General features: G+C 40.8%; 17 protein-coding genes. 7 read left to right on the top strand and 10 right to left on the bottom strand.

Annotated elements, in window-relative coordinates:
• The first annotated feature begins 44 nt into the window (after positions 1–44).
• Both dmeF and HHA41_RS09180 read left to right on the top strand, forming a co-directional pair.
• Entirely contained in the window at positions 45–1,025 is a 981-nt protein-coding gene (gene dmeF, locus HHA41_RS09185) for a CDF family Co(II)/Ni(II) efflux transporter DmeF (RefSeq protein WP_168461455.1), read from the top strand.
• Between the two features lie 113 nt (positions 1,026–1,138).
• Entirely contained in the window at positions 1,139–1,840 is a 702-nt protein-coding gene (locus tag HHA41_RS09180; protein ID WP_168418730.1) for a DsbC family protein, read from the top strand.
• 115 nt (positions 1,841–1,955) lie between these two features.
• On the opposite strand, the gene HHA41_RS09175 is transcribed toward HHA41_RS09180, so the two are convergent.
• From HHA41_RS09175 to HHA41_RS09160, 4 genes are all read right to left on the bottom strand, one after another.
• Positions 1,956–2,213 (bottom strand): GlsB/YeaQ/YmgE family stress response membrane protein, encoded by a 258-nt coding sequence (locus HHA41_RS09175; protein ID WP_168418729.1) that lies wholly within the window; start codon positions 2,211–2,213, stop codon positions 1,956–1,958.
• Between the two features lie 196 nt (positions 2,214–2,409).
• Positions 2,410–2,937, bottom strand: coding sequence for a hypoxanthine phosphoribosyltransferase (gene hpt, locus HHA41_RS09170; RefSeq protein ID WP_168418728.1), 528 nt, complete (start codon positions 2,935–2,937; stop codon positions 2,410–2,412).
• Positions 2,938–3,154: 217 nt separating this feature from the next.
• Positions 3,155–4,519: a guanine deaminase gene (gene guaD / locus HHA41_RS09165; protein ID WP_168461451.1), complete on the bottom strand. Its 1,365-nt coding sequence runs from the start codon at positions 4,517–4,519 to the stop codon at positions 3,155–3,157.
• Positions 4,520–4,678: 159 nt separating this feature from the next.
• Positions 4,679–5,644, bottom strand: coding sequence for a TerC family protein (locus tag HHA41_RS09160; protein WP_168418726.1), 966 nt, complete (start codon positions 5,642–5,644; stop codon positions 4,679–4,681).
• Positions 5,645–6,442: 798 nt separating this feature from the next.
• Here HHA41_RS09160 and HHA41_RS09155 point away from each other — a divergent pair.
• Positions 6,443–6,724, top strand: a complete 282-nt coding sequence (locus tag HHA41_RS09155) for a GNAT family N-acetyltransferase (RefSeq protein ID WP_168461449.1) — start codon at positions 6,443–6,445, stop codon at positions 6,722–6,724.
• 142 nt (positions 6,725–6,866) lie between these two features.
• Here the strand turns inward: HHA41_RS09155 and HHA41_RS09150 are convergent, their stop codons facing one another.
• Together HHA41_RS09150 and mpl are read right to left on the bottom strand one after the other, a co-directional pair.
• Positions 6,867–7,952: a zinc-dependent alcohol dehydrogenase family protein gene (locus tag HHA41_RS09150; RefSeq protein WP_168461446.1), complete on the bottom strand. Its 1,086-nt coding sequence runs from the start codon at positions 7,950–7,952 to the stop codon at positions 6,867–6,869.
• 217 nt (positions 7,953–8,169) lie between these two features.
• Positions 8,170–9,540 (bottom strand): UDP-N-acetylmuramate:L-alanyl-gamma-D-glutamyl-meso-diaminopimelate ligase, encoded by a 1,371-nt coding sequence (gene mpl, locus HHA41_RS09145; RefSeq protein ID WP_168461444.1) that lies wholly within the window; start codon positions 9,538–9,540, stop codon positions 8,170–8,172.
• Positions 9,541–9,809: 269 nt separating this feature from the next.
• Between mpl and HHA41_RS09140 the strand changes: the two genes are divergently transcribed.
• The 4 genes from HHA41_RS09140 to HHA41_RS09125 all read left to right on the top strand — a co-directional run bounded on the left by HHA41_RS09140 (position 9,810) and on the right by HHA41_RS09125 (position 13,997).
• Positions 9,810–10,151 carry a DMT family protein gene (locus HHA41_RS09140; protein ID WP_168461442.1) on the top strand — a complete coding sequence of 114 codons (342 nt, stop codon included), beginning with the start codon at positions 9,810–9,812 and terminating at the stop codon, positions 10,149–10,151.
• Positions 10,152–10,376: 225 nt separating this feature from the next.
• Complete coding sequence (purE, locus tag HHA41_RS09135; RefSeq protein ID WP_168461441.1) at positions 10,377–10,889, top strand: 5-(carboxyamino)imidazole ribonucleotide mutase; 513 nt, start codon at positions 10,377–10,379, stop codon at positions 10,887–10,889.
• Positions 10,890–10,903: 14 nt separating this feature from the next.
• Positions 10,904–12,025: a 5-(carboxyamino)imidazole ribonucleotide synthase gene (locus HHA41_RS09130; RefSeq protein ID WP_168461439.1), complete on the top strand. Its 1,122-nt coding sequence runs from the start codon at positions 10,904–10,906 to the stop codon at positions 12,023–12,025.
• Between the two features lie 685 nt (positions 12,026–12,710).
• Positions 12,711–13,997: a lytic murein transglycosylase gene (locus tag HHA41_RS09125; protein WP_168461437.1), complete on the top strand. Its 1,287-nt coding sequence runs from the start codon at positions 12,711–12,713 to the stop codon at positions 13,995–13,997.
• 97 nt (positions 13,998–14,094) lie between these two features.
• Here HHA41_RS09125 and HHA41_RS09120 read toward each other — a convergent pair whose 3' ends face one another.
• From HHA41_RS09120 to grpE, 4 genes are all read right to left on the bottom strand, one after another.
• Positions 14,095–14,481 carry a hypothetical protein gene (locus HHA41_RS09120; protein ID WP_168418718.1) on the bottom strand — a complete coding sequence of 129 codons (387 nt, stop codon included), beginning with the start codon at positions 14,479–14,481 and terminating at the stop codon, positions 14,095–14,097.
• Between the two features lie 131 nt (positions 14,482–14,612).
• Positions 14,613–15,527, bottom strand: coding sequence for a matrixin family metalloprotease (locus HHA41_RS09115; RefSeq protein ID WP_168461435.1), 915 nt, complete (start codon positions 15,525–15,527; stop codon positions 14,613–14,615).
• Between the two features lie 196 nt (positions 15,528–15,723).
• Positions 15,724–17,661, bottom strand: a complete 1,938-nt coding sequence (dnaK, locus tag HHA41_RS09110) for a molecular chaperone DnaK (RefSeq protein WP_168418716.1) — start codon at positions 17,659–17,661, stop codon at positions 15,724–15,726.
• A gap of 121 nt (positions 17,662–17,782) precedes the next feature.
• On the bottom strand, positions 17,783–18,355 hold the full coding sequence (gene grpE / locus HHA41_RS09105) for a nucleotide exchange factor GrpE (RefSeq protein ID WP_289845810.1): 573 nt from the start codon (positions 18,353–18,355) through the stop codon (positions 17,783–17,785).
• Positions 18,356–18,909 lie beyond the last annotated feature (554 nt).

The raw sequence follows: 18,909 nt of genomic DNA, 5'->3' as shown, positions 1-18,909 counted from the left end.
TTTAATATACTGTGGGGGAGTATATTTAAGAACGACCTCCCGCTATGCGTCAGCAACATTCTCATCATCGTACCCATGTGCATCAATTCGATCAAGGCAATCCGCTGGCGCAGAAGCGAATATTATATGCAGCTTTGTTAACTGCTGTCATGATGTTCTTAGAGATCATTGGAGGATGGGTCTTTAATTCGATGGCATTACTGGCCGATGGCTGGCACATGAGTTCACACATGCTGGCTTTGGGGTTGGCGTATTTTGCTTATCGTGCGGCACGTTATTATGCTCAAGATACCCGCTTTAGTTTTGGAACGTGGAAAATTGAAATTTTAGCAGGTTATAGCAGCGCCATTTTATTGTTAGTTGTGGCCGCATTTATGGCGGTGCATTCTATCCAGCGCTTATTTTTTCCTGTCGATATTCATTATAACGAAGCCATTCCAATTGCAGTTTTAGGTTTATTGGTGAATTTGATTTGTGCATGGTTATTACATGAAGATGATCACCATCACCATCACCATCACCATCACCATCACCATCACCATCACCATCATGAGCACGAGCATGCACATGACAGCCATGACTTGAATCAGAAAGCAGCCTTTATGCACGTGGTGGCAGATGCGGTCACCTCTATTTTTGCGATTATTGCCCTGATTGCAGGCAAATATTGGGGCTGGGATTTTCTAGATGCAGTTTTGGGAATTGTAGGTTCAATTTTGGTCGCACGCTGGGCAATTGGGCTAATGCTTGAAACAGGTCGCACCCTTTTAGATGCAGAAATGGATCATCCTGTGGTAGATGAAATTCGCGAGGTGGTTGATGAGTTACCTGTACAGGTGAGTATCACCGATTTGCATGTCTGGAAAGTTGGGCAAGGTAAATTTTCCTGCATTTTGGCTTTGGAAACGGCGGAAAACTTAGATGCAGATCAGGTACGTGCAGCCTTGGCGGTACATGAAGAAATTGTGCATGTGTCTGTAGAAATTAATGCACCGCTGTCTGTGAATGTTCCACGTGAAACTTAAATATGATGTATTGAGTGGCTTGTAGCATTTGCGTAAAACAGGCTAAAAAATGCTGAATTTGGTTTGGCTTTGAGCTTAGAATCGGGATGAATTTATTTTATCAAGTTCAGACAATGATTAAACAATTGAGTTTGGCAGCCTTAATCGGGGTGTGCAGTACATTTAGTATGGCCGATGTGGCATCGGTAACAAAAAATTTAAAACAGCAGCACCCACATTTAAAGCTAGAAAATATTCAGGCCACAGAAATGAAAGGGATTTATAGCGCTGCTATGGATGGTCAAGTGGTGTATTTAAACGAAGATGCCCAACATATTTTGGCGGGCTCTATGATTCGTCTGAAAGATCAGCATAACCTGACCAAAGATTTGTTGATTCAACAAAACAGTGTGGATTGGAAAAAGCTACCTTTGCAGGATGCTTTAAAAAGTGTAAGAGGTACGGGTAAACGTCAGATTGCGATCTTTTCTGACCCAAATTGCCCATATTGTAAACAACTTGAGGCTGAACTGAAAAAGCTGAATAATATTACGGTATATACCTTTGTTTTGCCGTTAAAAGCACAATCTGTAACGCCGTCTAAACAGGTGTTTTGTGAGAAAAATCCAGCACAGGCTTGGGAAAATTTAATCAGTAAAGCGCAGTTGCCTAGCAGCAAAAGCAGTTGTGCCAACCCAATTGAGCGTAACTTGGCTTTAGCCAAAAGTTTAGCTGTGCAAGGAACGCCTGCCATCATTTTTTCAAATGGTTTTAAAGTGATGGGTGCTTATCCTGCCGCACAAATTGAGCAAATTTTTAAAGAATTTGGTTTGTAAAACTGTTATGTGAATGGGCTAGATTTCAGTACAGTTTAGTTCAGAAAACAAAGAAAAAACCGCCTGAAGTTTTAGGCGGTTTTTTTTAGATCTGATTGAAAGATCAGGACTATAATTAAGCACGCGATTTTTTCGTGACCATATTATAAATAAACAGAATAATCAGCGCACCAATGATAGAAGCGAGAAAACCTGCAGCAGAGCCATCTGAATAAAGCCCTAGCATACGACCTGCGTAGGTGGCCAATAAAGACCCTGCAATCCCTAACAATGTTGTGACAATAAACCCTGCTTTGTCATCTCCAGGATGAATAGCACGTGCGATTAAACCTGCAATAAAACCCACCACAATAGCGACAATTAATGACCACATGAGCAGCTCCTTGTTATCTTTGTTTATGTTTTAGATCATGTTTCAGTCTTATCTTTGCTGAAAAATTCCGAGGAAAACAGTCAAATAATGCTACAGCATGTTGTGTTTTTGTCCTGTTTGATACAGGAAGTACAAAAAATAGGCCAAAAAAAAGTGATCCAAAGATCACTTTTAAAAACAGGATGTATTTGGTTTTTTATAAACCAATTTCACCAATAAATGGAATGTGGCGATATTTCTGATCGTAGTCTAGGCCATAACCGACAATAAATTTATCTTCAATTTCAAAGCCCATAAATTGGACATCAAGTTCAATTTCACGGCGTGATGGCTTACTAATTAAGGTGCATAGCTGAATTGAGTTTGGTTCACGCGTTTGTAAAATTTCAACGACTTTATTTAGAGTGTTACCTGAGTCAATAATATCTTCAACCACCAACACATCTTTACCGCGAATTTCACCATCGAGATCTTTTAAAATTTTCACATCACGCGAAGACACAGTACCGCCACCGTAACTGGATACGGTCATAAAATCCAGTTCATGCGGCTTGTGAATGGTGCGGCATAAATCTGCCATGAACAGCACCGAGCCACGTAATAGGCCAATCAACACCAATTCTTTATCACTGTTGGCATAGTGTGCATTAATTTTTTGACCAAGTTCCTGAACTTTTGTCTGGATTTCTTCTGCAGAAATCAAAACCTGCATTTCAACTGTCATGGGTAGATACCTAAAAAGCAAAAATAAAAAAGGTGTTGACCTGCAACACCTCAAAATATGTCTTAATTTTAATATATCTTGGTGGATGTTGCATCCTCTTGCATGGTTAAAATAACATCATTTTTTGCTTTGGGATGCATCTGAGCGTAACAAAAAGGCACAGCCGAGCGCCAACATTCCCAGTCCAAGCACTCGGAGCATAGGACGTCGAGCAGGTTTAGATTCCTGCTTTTGGAGGTGCTTCAGCGTTTGGTTTTGGGTTGCTTGTAGGGTTGTAGTAGGCACGTTGTCCATAAATATAGGTCGCATGAATATTACGGTCATCTGCTAAAGTAATGAGGGCAAATAAGGCATCTTCAAGGTTTTTCGCGCGTTGTTGGCGTAAGCTTTGTAAAGCTGTGGCGTGTAAATCTAACACCACAAAATCAGCTTCTTTCCCTACCGTAAAATTGCCAAGTTTGTCGTCTAAATCTAAGGCTTTGGCAGCTCCTAAAGTGGCATGATACAGCGCTTCATAGGCCGAGAGTTTGTTGCCTTGTAGCTGTTGCACTTTATAAGCTTCACTTAGGGTATGTAAAATATTAAAGGATGTCCCTGCCCCAACATCGGTGCCTATGCCAACTTTGACTTGATGCTCCCAAGTCCGTTGCAAAGGGAATAAGCCACTACCTAAAAATAAATTGGATGTTGGGCAAAAGGCAATCGCTGAATCTGTTTGATGCAGACATTGCCATTCATTTTCTTCCAAATGCACGCAATGCGCAAAAACCGAGCGTGAACCAGTTAAGCCATAGTGATGATAGACATCTAAATATCCCTGTTGTTCAGGAAATAGCTGTTTGACCCAAGCAATTTCATTTGGGTTTTCACTTAAATGGGTATGCAGATATACGTCTGGATATTCGGCTTTAAGCTGCCCTGCCCGTGCCAACTGTTCAGGACTGGAGGTCGGTGCAAAACGTGGGGTAATGGCATATAGATTACGTCCTTTACCATGCCATTTTTCAATTAAGGTTTTAGAGTCTGCGTAAGCGCTTTCTGCGGTGTCGCATAAGGCTTCAGGTGCATGTCGGTCCATCATCACTTTACCTGCAATCAAACGCATTTGTTGCTGTTGTGCAGCTTCAAATAAAGCATCTACCGATTCAGGATGCACCGTACAGAATACCAACGCTGTCGTGGTACCATTTTTGAGTAATTCCTGCACAAAAAATTGAGCAATCTGATTTGCATAGGCTTGATCTGAAAATTGTAGTTCGGTTGGAAAAGTATAGCTATTTAGCCATTCCAATAATTGTTCACCATACGCGCCCATCATTTCAGTTTGTGGAAAATGCACATGGGTGTCGATCAGTCCTGGCACAATTAAATACTCAGGATAATGCTGTATGGGCGTATCTGCAGTGAGTTGTGACTGCCCTGCTTGCCAAGTACCAAACCACTGTATCTTGCCATGTTCGCAAATCAGCAAGGCATCTTCGATATAGCGTACTTGTTCAGGCAGCTCTTGTGCTTGAGTGACGCTATTTTGAAAATCTAGAAAGCGACCACGAATGGCGGTGCGAGCTATGGCAGATGACATGGAAACAACCTGTACTTTATTTTTTCGCTGGATTGTACCTGAAATATACAAAGATTTAGCTCAATTTTATCTTAAAGTTTGACCAGATGGTAAATGAAAAGAATAAAACAGCCTTCCCGAAAGAAGGCTGATTGGAGCAATTAATATGAGACTAATAGCTTATAGCGTGGTTTGATGATGTTTACGGCTGTGGCGAATAGACAACCAAGCAGTAACGCTCAGTACAATCACAATAAAGCCCAGTGAGATCCAAATTGGCATGTGGAAGACATCCAGCATCAACATTTTAAAACCAATAAACAGCAAAATTAGACCTAAGCCATAAGGTAAGTAATGCATTTTACTGGCTGCACCAGAGAGCAAGAAAAACATGGCACGCAAGCCTAAAATAGCCATTAAATTTGCAGTCAGGACAATAAACGGGTCGGTGGTGACTGCAAAAATTGCAGGAATTGAATCGACGGCGAAAATCACGTCAGATGCTTCGACCAAAATTAAAACTAAAAAGAGTGGTGTGGCCCAAAGTACGCCGTTTTGGCGAACAAAGAATTTGTCTTGTTGTAGTGTTGGCGTGATACGCATGTGTTTGCGTAACCATTTTAACAGCGCCATATCTTCGATGTTGCTGGCTTCTTGTTCTGGGCCTTTTAAGAATTTAAAGCCCGTGTATACCAAGAATGCGCCAAACAGATATAGAATCCATGAAAATTCTTGTACGAACCAAGCTCCAATAAAAATAAAAATGGTTCTGAGTACAATTGCACCTAATACGCCGTAGAGTAAAATTTTGCGTTGTAAACCTGCAGGAATTGCAAACGCGGCAAAAATCATTAACCAGACAAAGACATTGTCAATTGCTAGAGATTTTTCCAGTAAATAACCCGCAAAGTATTCCATGACTTTGGTATTGGCGATTTCAACACCAAAATGCTGTTTGAGGTATAGCCATAAGCCGCCACCAAATAAAGCCGCAACACTGACCCAGGCTATACTCCAATAGGCAGCAGTTTTTACTTTGACTGATTCGCCTGCTTTTTGCCGAAAGCCTAAGAAGTCAATAGCGAGCATGACGGCCACAATTGCAAAAAAAGCGGTGTAAAGCCATAAATTGCCGATAGATTCCATACAATCTCCGCATCCGACAATTGGCCACAAAAAAACCTTGACCCGTTGTCAGATGATATAAAACATCTGTAACAACATGATCAAGGTCTTGCCTACATTGTGCTGAAATTTTTATGTATTCAGGCACGATGCTCAGCGTCCGACTTTTTGCAAAGTGTAATGACGAAACGCTGACACGTTAAAATTGATTTTAACGTTTGGAGGAGGCTACTCCCCTTGTTCAAACAATTTGGGATTAGGCCATGGCCTAAATCTGTGCAAAGAATTACATAATTTTAAATAGAGTGCAATTTTTTCTGTAATATATTTATGGTAATGCTTTGTATATTTTGAATTTTATTTCTTTTTAAAAGGGTCTTTTCTTTTTTCATCAATGATAGATTTGAGCAATATACCTGCTATGCATAACAACACTAAAATAGCTGCTAAATATAAGTCCATATCTTACCCCTAAATAAATGTATTAAATATGTTGCACAATTGTATATTAAATTCTTTAAAAAAAATAGTTGGTTCTTTCTCAACTTATTAAAAATTAGATAATTAGCTTATATTTTTAGATTTTTATGTGAAATATACAATGATTGGTTTTACATCTTGAATTAATTTTGTGAGATATTCCACGATTCTTTATTGATTATTGATTATTGATTATTGTTTATTGTTTATAAGCAACATTCTTTTCGAATTTTTTTATATAACTATATTTTGAATCGTTAAATTATATAAAAATAATATGTTTAGAAATCAATTTATGCTACCACTAAAATATCATCCATTTGTTTAGGCGAATAATTTATGAAAATTCAACATCAAGAAACCCAACGTGGCGGTGAATTTTTTATTGAACGTGATGGTCGGCATATCGCTGAAATTACTTATCAATATCAAAATGAAGCGACCATAGTGGCAGATCACACTTGGGTAGATAATTCCTTGCGTGGACAAGGTGTAGCACGTCAATTATTGGATGTCTTAGTTGCATTTGCACGTGAAAAGCAGCTTAAAATTGTTCCAACCTGCTCTTATGTTGATGTGATGTTTCAACGTGAAGCTGAATTTGCTGATGTGGTGGCTTAGCGTTTTTAAATAGCTGCGCACCCTCAATGAGCTCAGAGTTTAGAACATGTTCGGCTAAAGAGTGTTTATTTTGATGTATCTCAAGAAAAACAAGCCAATCCACAAAATATGAATTGGCTTGTTGAATACAGTTCAGTCTAGCTTATTCGTAATTAATCATCACTTTCAGGGCTTTTTCATCTGAAGCATGCTTAAACACATCATAGGCTTTTTCAAATTCTGCGAATTTGAAATGGTGGGTGGCTAGTTTTTCCAAAGGTAACTTACCTAAACAGCATGTTTTTAACAGCATGCCTGTGGTGTTGGCGTTTACTAAGCCTGTAGTGATGGTTAAGTTTTTAATCCAGAGTTTATTCAACTCAAAGTTGACAGACTTACCATGTACGCCCACGTTGGCAATATGTCCGCCTTCTTTCACTACATTTTGGCAGATATCCCAAGTCGCTTCGATACCAACAGCTTCCATGGCACAGTCAACACCACGACCACCCGTAATTTCTAAAATACGTTGTACAGCGTCTTCTTTGGCTGAGTTTACCGTATGGGTTGCACCTAGCTCTTTGGCCATTGCCAAGCGGTTATCATCCATATCTACTGCAATAATTTGTGCAGGAGAATAGAATTGTGCGGTAAGCAAACATCCCATACCAATTGGGCCTGTGCCCACAATTGCAATGGTATCGCCTGGTTTGACATCACCATATTGCACACCAATTTCATGTGAAGTTGGCAATACATCTGACAAGAATACTGCAACTTCTTCGTTTAAGCCTTCAGGTAATAAATATAAAGAAGTGTCTGCAAATGGGGTGCGTACATATTCTGCATGGGTACCGTCAATCATATAGCCCATAATCCAACCGCCTTCGTTACGACAGTGTGCATAGAGTTGCTTTTGACAGTTTTCACAGGTACCACAACGGCTGACGCAGGAAATAATTACCTTGTCGCCTTTTTTGAAGTTTTTAACAGCAGAACCGACTTCTTCTACAATCCCAATACCTTCGTGACCTAAAATACGGCCGTCAAAATTGCCTGTTTTCGCTACGGCTGTCTCTTGAATTTCAGGGTTTTTACCTTTCCAGATACCTAAGTCAGTACCGCAAATTGTGGTTTTGGTCAGGCGAATCACCGCATCAGTCGGTTGTAGAATTTCTGGACGAGGTCGATCTTCAAAACGGATATCATTAGCGCCGTGATAGACCATGGCTTTCATTGTTTTTGACATTGTGACTATCCTTCTTTAGTGATTATGATGAAAGACATCCAGCAGCCAACCTGTTGCAATTGTCATGCTCGCAGGATGTTATTCTTCTAAGGTAACAGGACAAGATGACAAGTTCATTAGCAAAATCGTTGCTTTTTAAAAATAATATATAAATTTATAATGTATAAAAAAAAGCCGTATTTTTTGCAAAACACGGCCTTTAAATGACATTGATGGTTTAAGCGCTGTGTTGCAATGCTTGCATCAGTTTTTGGTGCAAGCCACCAAACCCACCATTAGACATAATCACGACTGCATCGCCCTCACCTGCTTGGCTGACGATGGTTTGAATGATCTCATCCAAAGTATTGGCCACCACAGCATGATTGTCTGCCGCGGCAACCACGGGTTGTAAATCCCAGTCTAAGCCTTCAGGTTGATACCAGATCACGGCATCGGCCAAACGAGCCGAATAGGCTAAGCCATCTTTATGACTGCCCATGCGCATGGTGTTGGAGCGTGGTTCGATAATTGCCCACAATTTACGTTCACCTAAACGTTTGCGTGCACCTTCGAGTGTCGTTTCAATAGCCGTTGGGTGGTGGGCAAAGTCATCGTACACCTCAATGCCGCGCGGTGTGCCCAGTAATTCCATACGGCGCTTAACCCCACCAAAATTGGATAGCGCAATACATGCTGTTTCAATTGAAACACCGACATGCTCGGCTGCGGCAATGGTAGCTAAAGCATTGGCAACACTGTGCTGCCCTGTCATATTCCAGCGCACTTCACCTTTGATTACACCGTTTTGTAGGACGTTAAAGTGTGAACCATCTGCTGCAAGTTGCTCTGCATACAGTTCGGCATTTGGCTGTGCATCGAGCGAAGTACGCAGCACAGGCGTCCAGCAACCCATCTCCAGCACTTCATCAATATGATTTTCTGTAATTGGGGCAATAATGCGGCCTTCACTTGGAATGGTACGTACCAAATGATGGAATTGTTTCTGAATTGCAGCCAAATCATCAAAAATATCGGCATGGTCAAATTCAAGGTTATTTAAAATGGCCGTTTTAGGGTGGTAATGGACGAACTTGGAACGTTTATCAAAAAATGCAGAGTCGTATTCATCGGCTTCTACACAGAAGTATTTGCCAGCACCTAAACGTGCACTTTCACTAAAGCCCAACGGAACGCCGCCAATTAAAAAGCCAGGTTCTAAGCCTGCCTGATCTAACACCCACGCCAGCATGGTGGTGGTGGTGGTTTTACCGTGTGTACCTGCAACGCCCAGTACGTGCTTGCCTTGCAAGACATGATCGGCCAGAAACTGTGGGCCAGAAATATACGGCAAACCTGCATTGAGCATGTATTCAATCGCATCAATCCCGCGTTTCATGGCATTGCCGACAATCACCAAGTCAGGATGCGGTTGTAAATGGCTGCGGTCATAGCCTTGCATTAAGGTAATGCCTGCATTTTCTAGTTGGGTCGACATCGGTGGATAGACGTTTTGGTCTGAACCTGTGACGGTATGTCCTAAATCGCGGGCCAAAAGTGCCAAAGAGCCCATAAATGTGCCACAAATACCCAAAATATGCAGATGCATTCCGCCTTACTCCACTGCTTTTATAGACACATCACTTATCTGTTGTGCTGTTGTCGTGATTAATTTGATTTGAAGCAACGATAGCAAGGGTTTTGGCGAAAAGATAGTGATTCTTGTATCTAGACAGCATGATTTTTAAAGTGAGATCTAAGCAGATGTATGACGATGGCAGTGCTTAAAATTCAGTAGAAGATAAAAAATTTATCTACGTGTATTTTTAAGGTCGAATCCCCGTAAAATAAACTGAACTTTTTAGATAGTACGGCACAATGTCTTCGGCACTTTTACTTTTGGTGATTGCAAACTGTTTTATGACCTTGGCTTGGTATGGTCATCTCAAGTTTTTACCGCACGATGCACCGCTGTGGCAGGCCATTTTATTCAGTTGGGTGATTGCCCTATTTGAATATAGCTTGATGATTCCTGCGACCCGTTTGTTGGCACAGCATGGTTGGGCGGTCGGTCAAATGAAAATTACCCAAGAAGTTGTGACCTTACTGGTTTTTGTGCCATTTATGCTTTTTTTATTTAAGCAGCCTTTTAAACTGGATTATGTGTGGGCAGCTTTATGCTTATGTGGCTGCGTGTATTTTGTGTTTCGTACCCCCTAAAAATCGGGGAATTCTGACTTAAACAGGTTTGGGAATCCCCTATTAAGTTTATAGATTTTAGATTGTTCAGCACTTAGCCGATAAAAATAATGAAAAAAGCCTACTTGGTGGCTGTGTTCAATTTTAACAAGTCGAAAAATCAGTCTATAATGTGGAGTTCTTATTCAAGCTTGGCTTTCTCGCCTGAATTTATCTTTCCTTAGTTTCGTTTCTGGAATATTTGTAATGAATGCGGTCGCTGCACAAGACGCTCCTCTCGTTGGAATTATCATGGGTTCTCAATCGGATTGGGCAACTCTCGAACACACTGCCAATATGCTGAAGCAGCTTGGTGTCCCATTTGAAGCGGAAGTTGTTTCTGCACACCGTACCCCAGACCGCTTATTTGAATATGCTGAACAAGCACGTGAGCGCGGTATTCAGGTGATCATTGCAGGCGCAGGCGGTGCAGCGCATTTACCGGGCATGTGTGCAGCCAAAACAGACTTACCTGTGTTAGGTGTACCAGTAAAATCTTCCATTTTAAATGGTGTCGATTCATTACTTTCAATTGTGCAAATGCCTGCGGGTATTGCGGTTGGTACTTTGGCGATTGGGCCAGCGGGTGCGACCAATGCCGCGATTATGGCTGCACAAATTTTAGGTTTAACCCGTCCAGAGATTGCAACAAATGTTGCCAATTTCCGTGCCGCGCAAACTGAGAAAGTCTCAAGCAACAATATTCCAGGTCAGGCTTAAGCGGGACAATTACTATGGATAAGACCATCGGTATTTTTGGTGGTGGACAGCTAGGCCGTATGATGGCACAAGCGGCTTTACCGCTAAATATTCAATGTACCTTTTTTGAAGCCAGTTCAGATTGCCCTGCGGCAGCTTTGGGTCAGGTATTTGCCAGTAAAAGCGAAAATAGCCTTCAAGATTTTATACACAGTGCTGATGTATTCAGTCTTGAATTTGAAAATACGCCGTTGGTAGATGTAGATGTCTTGATTAAACACAAAGACTTACATCCACCACGTCAGGCCTTAGCAATTGCACAAAACCGCTTGCTGGAAAAAGGCTTATTTGATGAATTAGCGATTCCTGTTGCGCCGTATAAAGCAGTTAACTCACTGGAAAGTTTACAAGCTGCTGTAGCTGAACTCGGTCTGCCGATTGTGCTAAAAACTGCTACAGGCGGCTATGATGGCAAAGGTCAGTTTGTACTGCGTAGTGCCGAGCAAATTGAACAAGCTTGGGCAGAATTAGGCCCTGCAGGTAGCCTGATTGCAGAAAGTTTTGTTAGCTTTTCACGTGAAGTCTCTATTATTGCAGTGCGTGGTCAAAACGGTGAAGTGAAAACTTGGCCATTGGCAGAAAATCATCACCATAATGGTATTTTGTCACATTCAATTGTACCTGCACCAAACAGTGCAGACTTGCAGCCTATGGCGCAGGAATATATCACTCGCCTACTCAATCATTTGAATTATGTGGGTGTGTTGACACTAGAATTGTTTGTGACTGAACAAGGTTTGTATGCCAATGAAATGGCACCACGCGTACACAACTCTGGTCACTGGTCTATTGAAGGTGCAGTGTGCTCTCAGTTTGAAAACCACATTCGTGCCGTGGCAGGACTGCCATTAGGTTCCACTGAAGTAGTACGTCCAACGGTAATGGTTAATATTATTGGCAAGCATCCAAAAACTGAAGATGTATTGGCATTACATGGCGCACATTTACACCTATACAATAAAACTGAGCGTGAAGGCCGTAAAATTGGGCATATTACCTTAATGCCGAATGATGCTGCTGAATTGACAGATTTATGCCGCCAGTTGGCAAAAATTTTGCCAAATCCTTTGGCACTCAGTGAAGATATGTGTATCTAAGCCTATACATAATCGAAAAATTATAAAAAAGCGTTCAAGATTGAGCGCTTTTTTTATCTATACAAATTTTAAATCTTATTATTTCAATACTTTCTACCGTTTATCTGCAGCCAATTGACCCTGCAATTCTGGGTTGATTAAGATAGATTTGCTCTAATCAACACAAACAACTGTATCCAACAGTGGTTCTCAATAAAAATACAAATAAGTTTGTTTAGAAAAAACAGTAGTAATGAATTCAAAACTTTAAATTCAAATGGCGTGTTTTAAATTTAAAGTTGTGGTGTAACTTTGAATTTAAACATGGAAATGAATTTAAAGGTGGGTAAATAGTTTTGAATTTAAATAAAAAGTGTTGGCTGTTGTAGTCTTTATATTTAAAAAACTGCTTTTAAATTCAAATAAATTGCTTCGGGAAATGTAGTACATATCCAGTTTTGTGGATAACTTTACTTATTTTAATTTGAATTCAAAGTTTTAAATTTATAAGCCTATCGTTTGGCTGTAATTTTGAATTTCAAAATAAAAATATAGTACTTGTGGGTAAGTTTTTTGAATTCAAAAACCAAATATGAATTTAAAATTGAGAAAATGAATTTAAAGTTACAGATTTTCATCTGATCTCTAAGGCTGAAGGTGTTATGGTAAAGCCATGATTTAAATTCAAAGCACATCAAAGGATATTATGCATCGTTTCGCTGTGATTTTTGCGACTGCTGCAATGGCAGCAACTCAGGTTCAGGCCGAGCTGATTATAAATGGAAAAACCATGACCGTAACACCAGCGGTCAGTTCATCTGCCAATTTTCAACCACAAAATCATTTTCAGAGTTGTTTGACCAATTTACGCAGTCAGGCCATTGCCAAAGGGGTAAGTGGCAGCAGCTATGACCGCTACACTCAAAATTTAAGTCCAGACTATTCGGTGATTGAACGTTTAAATTACCAACCTGAATTTTCCACGCCAATCTGGGATTATCTGTCAGGGTTGGTCGATGATGAGCGAGTACAGTTAGGACAGCAAAAATTGGCGCAGCATCGTGAAGTGTTGAATCGTGTTGCTGCAGCTTATGGCGTACCTGCCGAAACTGTGGTGGCGGTTTGGGGGGTGGAAAGTAATTTTGGTGCAATCTCTGGCCGCTATCCATTATTACAGGCATTGGGTACTTTGAGCTGCGAAGGACGCCGTCAAAGTTATTTCCGTGGCGAGTTTTTTACCACCATGCGTTTATTACAACGTGGTGATGTCACTGAATCACAATTAAAAGGCTCATGGGCAGGGGCGTTTGGACATACCCAATTTATGCCATCGACCTATGACGAATTGGCGGTCGATTTTGATGGTGATGGACGTCGTGACTTGGTTTCCAGTATTCCAGATGCTTTGGCTTCCACTGCTAACTTCTTAAAACGCCGTGGTTGGCAAACAGGGCAACCGTGGGGCTTTGAGGTGAATGTTCCTGCGGGTATGTCATTGAGTGGAGAAGGGCGACGTAATAAAAAATCCCTGAGTAGTTGGGTCAACCGTGGATTAACTCGTGCAGATGGCTCAGCATTAATTCAGGGCAATTTGTCGGGTAGTAGTCAGGCTGGTTTAATGGCGCCTGCAGGTGCTAATGGCCCTGTATTCTTGGTGTTTAGAAATTTCGATGCAATTTACAGTTATAACGCAGCAGAAAGTTATGCCTTAGCGATTGCACATTTGTCTGATCGTTTAATGGGGCAGTCCGCTTTCCGCACCGCTTGGCCAACCGATGATGCGGGCACATCTCGTGCAGAACGCCGAGAAATTCAACGCTTTTTGTTAAATCGTGGTTATGACATTGGTGATGTCGATGGTTTAATTGGCGACAAAACCCGTCAAGCGATTCGTCAGGAGCAAATTCGACTGGGGTTGTCACCAACGGGTCGGGCAGGGCAACAAATTTTGCGTGCATTCCGTAATGAAACTGCCAAACAAATGATGCAATAATCGGCAGATATTTCTCAATAAAAATAATATGTTTACATAAAAAAAAGGTCTGCTTTCATTGCAGACCTTTTTTTATATTTTAGCTAAAGCTCAATATTTATACCGCAGAGGTATCAATCTTCACAGCTTCGAGCAAATCAAAAATCACAGTCGTGACATCTTGGCTTAATTCACGATTATTAAAAATTTCGTAGGCTGAAATGGTGATGTCTGTATCACTTGGTAGTAGACGTTGTTCTTCTTCAATTAAATGCTCAATTGGAAGTAAGGTCTGTCTAACTTCAAGATGCAAAATATCTTTGTATTCAATATTTTCATCATCTAATTCAATGATTTGCTCATTAAAATATGGCAATAAAATCGAGTGGAGATAAGGTTGAAGCTCAACAATATCAAAAATTTCGATATCACGGGTTTGTTCAATCGTGCTGATGTGGTCATTTACTTCAATCAGAATATGGTAGTAACTCACATGAATCTCCACAGATCGTTCAGGGTTATACAGAGCGTCCACAATAACATGAAATGAGTAAATTTGCTGCCTCTTCGCGTGTAATGCCTATGTAATGATGCGGCGGGACAGGCTGTCTTGTTGTTTCAGTTCGGCCTGATTATTTAATGCCGTGCATGTAGCAAATCAATATCAGCAGGTCGGAGTTGGAAATTGTGCAACTGTTGATCTTTTAACATGGGGTACATCAGGGCATGTGGGTCATTGTGATGTTGCAAGCCAAGTGCATGTCCAAACTCATGTGCCAAGGTTAAGCGTAAATCATCTTCAGATTGAAACTCATAAATTCGGATAGCGCGTCCATCAAAACTGCCTTTATCAAATAAACGAGGTTGAAAGCGGATGTTATATTGTTGTATAGATACATCAATGTCCTGATTCAGTTGATTGAGTGCATCTACTTGTTGATTAAGCTGATTAATTTGCTGATTAAATTGCGCAATTTCATGCTCCAAATTCCACATGTGTTGCTGGATGTCCTGCTTTTTGGCTGCAAAAACCTCATGTTGTGACGGATGTAATCCACCACTTTGATTAATCTGCTGAACTTGTTGATTGTATTGTGCGAGTTGCTGCTCAAACTGCATTTTTTTAGCAGCAAGTCGCGAATTTTTGTCATCAATTTGCTGTTTAAGCATCTGAACTTGCTGGCTTTGTTCATTCCAATACTGTTGACGCTGTTCAATTTCACTGAGCTGTTGACGACGTTGATTAGACTCATCTTGTCGTTGGTCATAAATTAAATGAATTGCGAGTTTGGCCTTCGGGTCATAGACAAAATAATCTTGTCCCGTACCGTGTTTCCAAATATCGGTAGCTTCCTGACTGATGCGAAGCAGATCGGCTTGGCTCAATCCAAAACGAGGGTCTAGTTCTGCAATACGGTAGCGTAAGCGTGTGTCTAAAGGATGTTGCAATCGATCAAGTGCGGTATTGTGCCGTGTATGAGGGTGATGAATATTTTGATAAATCAGCAAAATAGCAAACAGTATGATTGCACCCAAAAGAAACAAACGCATCGCCAAGCAACTTCCTTTTTTGACTTACTGTAGCCGAAAGCAGGGCAGTAACTCAATCTATTTAGAGGTTTCTCAGGCTTTAGCGTATTGATTTGAGAATCTAAGTTTTAAAAAAAGATGCATATTCATTGAGCATAAAAAAAACCGCACTGCAATGGCTTGCAGCGCGGTTTTTGGTTTGTGTTAAAGCGACAAATTATTTTTTGTCATCTTTCACTTCGGTGAATTCAGCATCAACGACGCCATCGTCAGCTTTTTGTTGACCTGCATCGCCTTGGAATGCATTCGGGTCAAAACCTTGTGCACCACCTTGACCTTGTGCAGCTTCATAAGCACGTTGTGTAATTGGCATTATGATGTTTTGCAATGCTTCAGTTTTCGCTTTGATTGCATCTACATCATTTTCTTTCGTCACTGCTTCAAGTTCAGTGACCGCAGTTTCGATCGCAGTTTTCTCATCGGCAGTGACTTGTTCACCAAGGTCTTTCACTGCTTTTTGAGCTGAAGAAACAAGTGCATCGGCTTCGTTACGTGCTTTTGCAAGTTCTTCAAACTTACGGTCTTCTTCAGCATTCGCTTCAGCATCTTTGATCATCGCTTCAATTTCAGCATCGCTCAAACCAGAGTTTGCTTTAATTTGAATTGATTGCTCTTTGCCTGTGCTCTTGTCTTTAGCAGATACTTTCAAGATACCGTCAGCGTTAATGTCGAACGATACTTCAATTTGTGGCACACCACGTGGCGCTGGTGGAATGTCACCTAATTGGAAGTTACCCAACAATTTGTTTTGTTGAGCCATTTTACGCTCACCTTGGTAAACCGAAATATCTACCGCAGGCTGGTTGTCCGCTGCTGTTGAGAACACTTGAGATTTCTTCGCAGGAATCGTGGTGTTTTTCTCAATGATTGGCGTCAACACACCGCCCATCGTTTCAATACCAAGCGTTAATGGTGTTACGTCTAGAAGCAATACGTCAGTTTTGTCACCAGACAATACCGCACCCTGAATCGCTGCACCAATTGCAACTGCTTCGTCTGGGTTCACGTCTTTACGTGGTTCTTTGCCAAAGAACTCTTGTACTTTTTGTTGTACAAGTGGCATACGTGATTGACCACCGACTAAAATTACGTCAGAGATGTCTGAAGTTGAAAGTCCAGCATCTTGAAGCGCAACTTTACATGGCTCAATAGTACGAGCAACTAAGTCTGCCACTAAACCTTCAAGTTTAGCGCGTGTCACGTTAATCACTAAGTGCTTAGGACCTGTTGCATCTGCAGTGATGTACGGCAAGTTAATTTCAGTTGCGTTAGAAGAAGAAAGCTCGATTTTTGCTTTCTCAGCCGCTTCTTTTAGACGTTGTAGTGCCAATGGATCTTGCTTCAAGTTGAAGTTTTGTTCTTTTTTGAACTCTTCAACCAAGTATTCGATCAAGGCATTGTCAAAGTCTTCACCACCTAGGAAAGTATCACCGTTGGTAGATAACACTTCAATTTGCTGGTCGCCATCTAGGTCTGCAATTTCAATGATGGATACGTCAAAAGTACCACCACCCAAGTCATACACAGCAACTTTACGGTCGCCTTCTTTCTTGTCCATACCAAATGCAAGTGCAGCAGCAGTTGGTTCGTTAATGATACGTTTAACTTCTAAACCAGCAATTTTACCCGCATCTTTCGTTGCTTGACGCTGCGCATCGTTAAAGTACGCAGGTACAGTAATTACTGCTTCAGTCACCGTTTCGCCTAAGTAATCTTCGGCAGTCTTTTTCATCTTTTTCAAAGTTTCAGCAGAAATTTGCTGTGGCGCAAGTTTCTTGTCATTCACTTCAACCCAAGCATCACCATTGTCTGCTTTGATGATTTTGTAAGGTACAAGACCAATGTCTTTTTGTACCGCTTGGTCTTCATAACGACGACCGATTAAACGCTTAATAGCGAATAATGTATTTTTTGGATTGGTTACCGCTTGACGCTTTGCAGATTGACCTACAAGAATTTCGCCATCTTTATACGCAATAATAGATGGAGTTGTGCGTGCGCCTTCTGCGTTTTCAATTACTTTAACTTTGTCGCCTTCAAGTACCGCTACACATGAGTTAGTTGTACCTAAGTCAATACCAATGATTTTAGCCATTTGGATGTTTCCTCAAAAATTCTTTTGCAATGTTTTCACTTGTTATTCGATATGAGAGCCAATCAAAATTTTTCAAGTTGTTTAGATGAAAATTTTTTATCAACCCTCGAATTTATAAGGCTTAAGCGCCAACCATCACCATTGCAGGGCGTAGTAAACGACCGTGTAGGGTGTAGCCTTTTTGTAACACGTTACCAATTTCGTTGGCTTTCACAGTTGGATCAATACCCACTGCTTGGTGTAGGTCTGCATTGAAGCCGCTAGCTGTATCAATCACCACCACACCAAACTTTTCTAGGGTGCTGAGTAAAGATTTCAACGTGAGTTCCACACCTTCAGATAATGCAGTTTTTTCATCACCATTGGCGGCAATAGCACGTTCAAGGTTATCTACAGAATCCAATAATTCTTTGGCAAACTTTTCCAAAGCAAACTTTTTAGCGGTATCTGCTTCACGTTCTAAACGTTCTTTGGTTTTTTCAGCTTCGTAAACAGCATTGGCAGTACGTGCTTTTTCCAGTTTTAAGCTTTCTTCAAGTTTGCTCAGTTGTTCTTGTAAAGATTCAACGGAAACTTCTGCTTGCTCAGTATCTTGCGCTGTTTGTGGTTCCGTTTGCGCTTGCTCAAGGTCTTGAGTTTGCTCGTTCTGCTCAGTTGCCATTGATTTACTCCGTTTAAATGGGTTTTTAAACATGTACAGTCCTTTGGCGTCAGTGCTAATGCAAACTGCGTTATTGCTGAACTGCCATGGTTCGAGAAGTTCGTAATTAGCTAAGAAATCGGGGCAGGGCAGATAAAATTCAAGCGTCTTTGCAGATTAATTTTATTTTGCTTTGAACTTTAACTAAAAATAACAGCTTTGCCGCACTTTAATGTTGCAAGTGAAGGATGGTTTGAAGCAAAAATGATGCGGCATTTTGGGGTGAAAAAGTGGATTTAAAAGCAGGAAAGTAGTTGATTTGTATGGGGATTTATCTATTGCTTACGGTTTTGTATTTTAGCTTTCACCAAGTCACTGTGCTAATGGTGTGTTAAGTAAGAGCTAAAACAAATAATTTCAGAGAAATTAAATATTTTACAACAGTCTATACGCTGCCTATTCTTTGTGCATAGATGCTATGTCGCTGTAGTTTCTGGTGTATTGTTAAATGTGTTTTCTGGCTTATCCAACCTGTTCCTTAAAATGTAGTCAAACATAGTCAAGGACTAATTCGCACTCTGTTAATGTCTTGTTGCCAAACGTGTAAC

Origin of the sequence: Acinetobacter sp. A1 (genome assembly GCF_012371315.1) — a bacterium.
Classification (GTDB): Bacteria; Pseudomonadota; Gammaproteobacteria; order Pseudomonadales; family Moraxellaceae; genus Acinetobacter.
The sequence above is the reverse complement of the archived record's forward strand: the minus strand, read 5'-3'. Positions and strand labels throughout refer to the sequence as shown.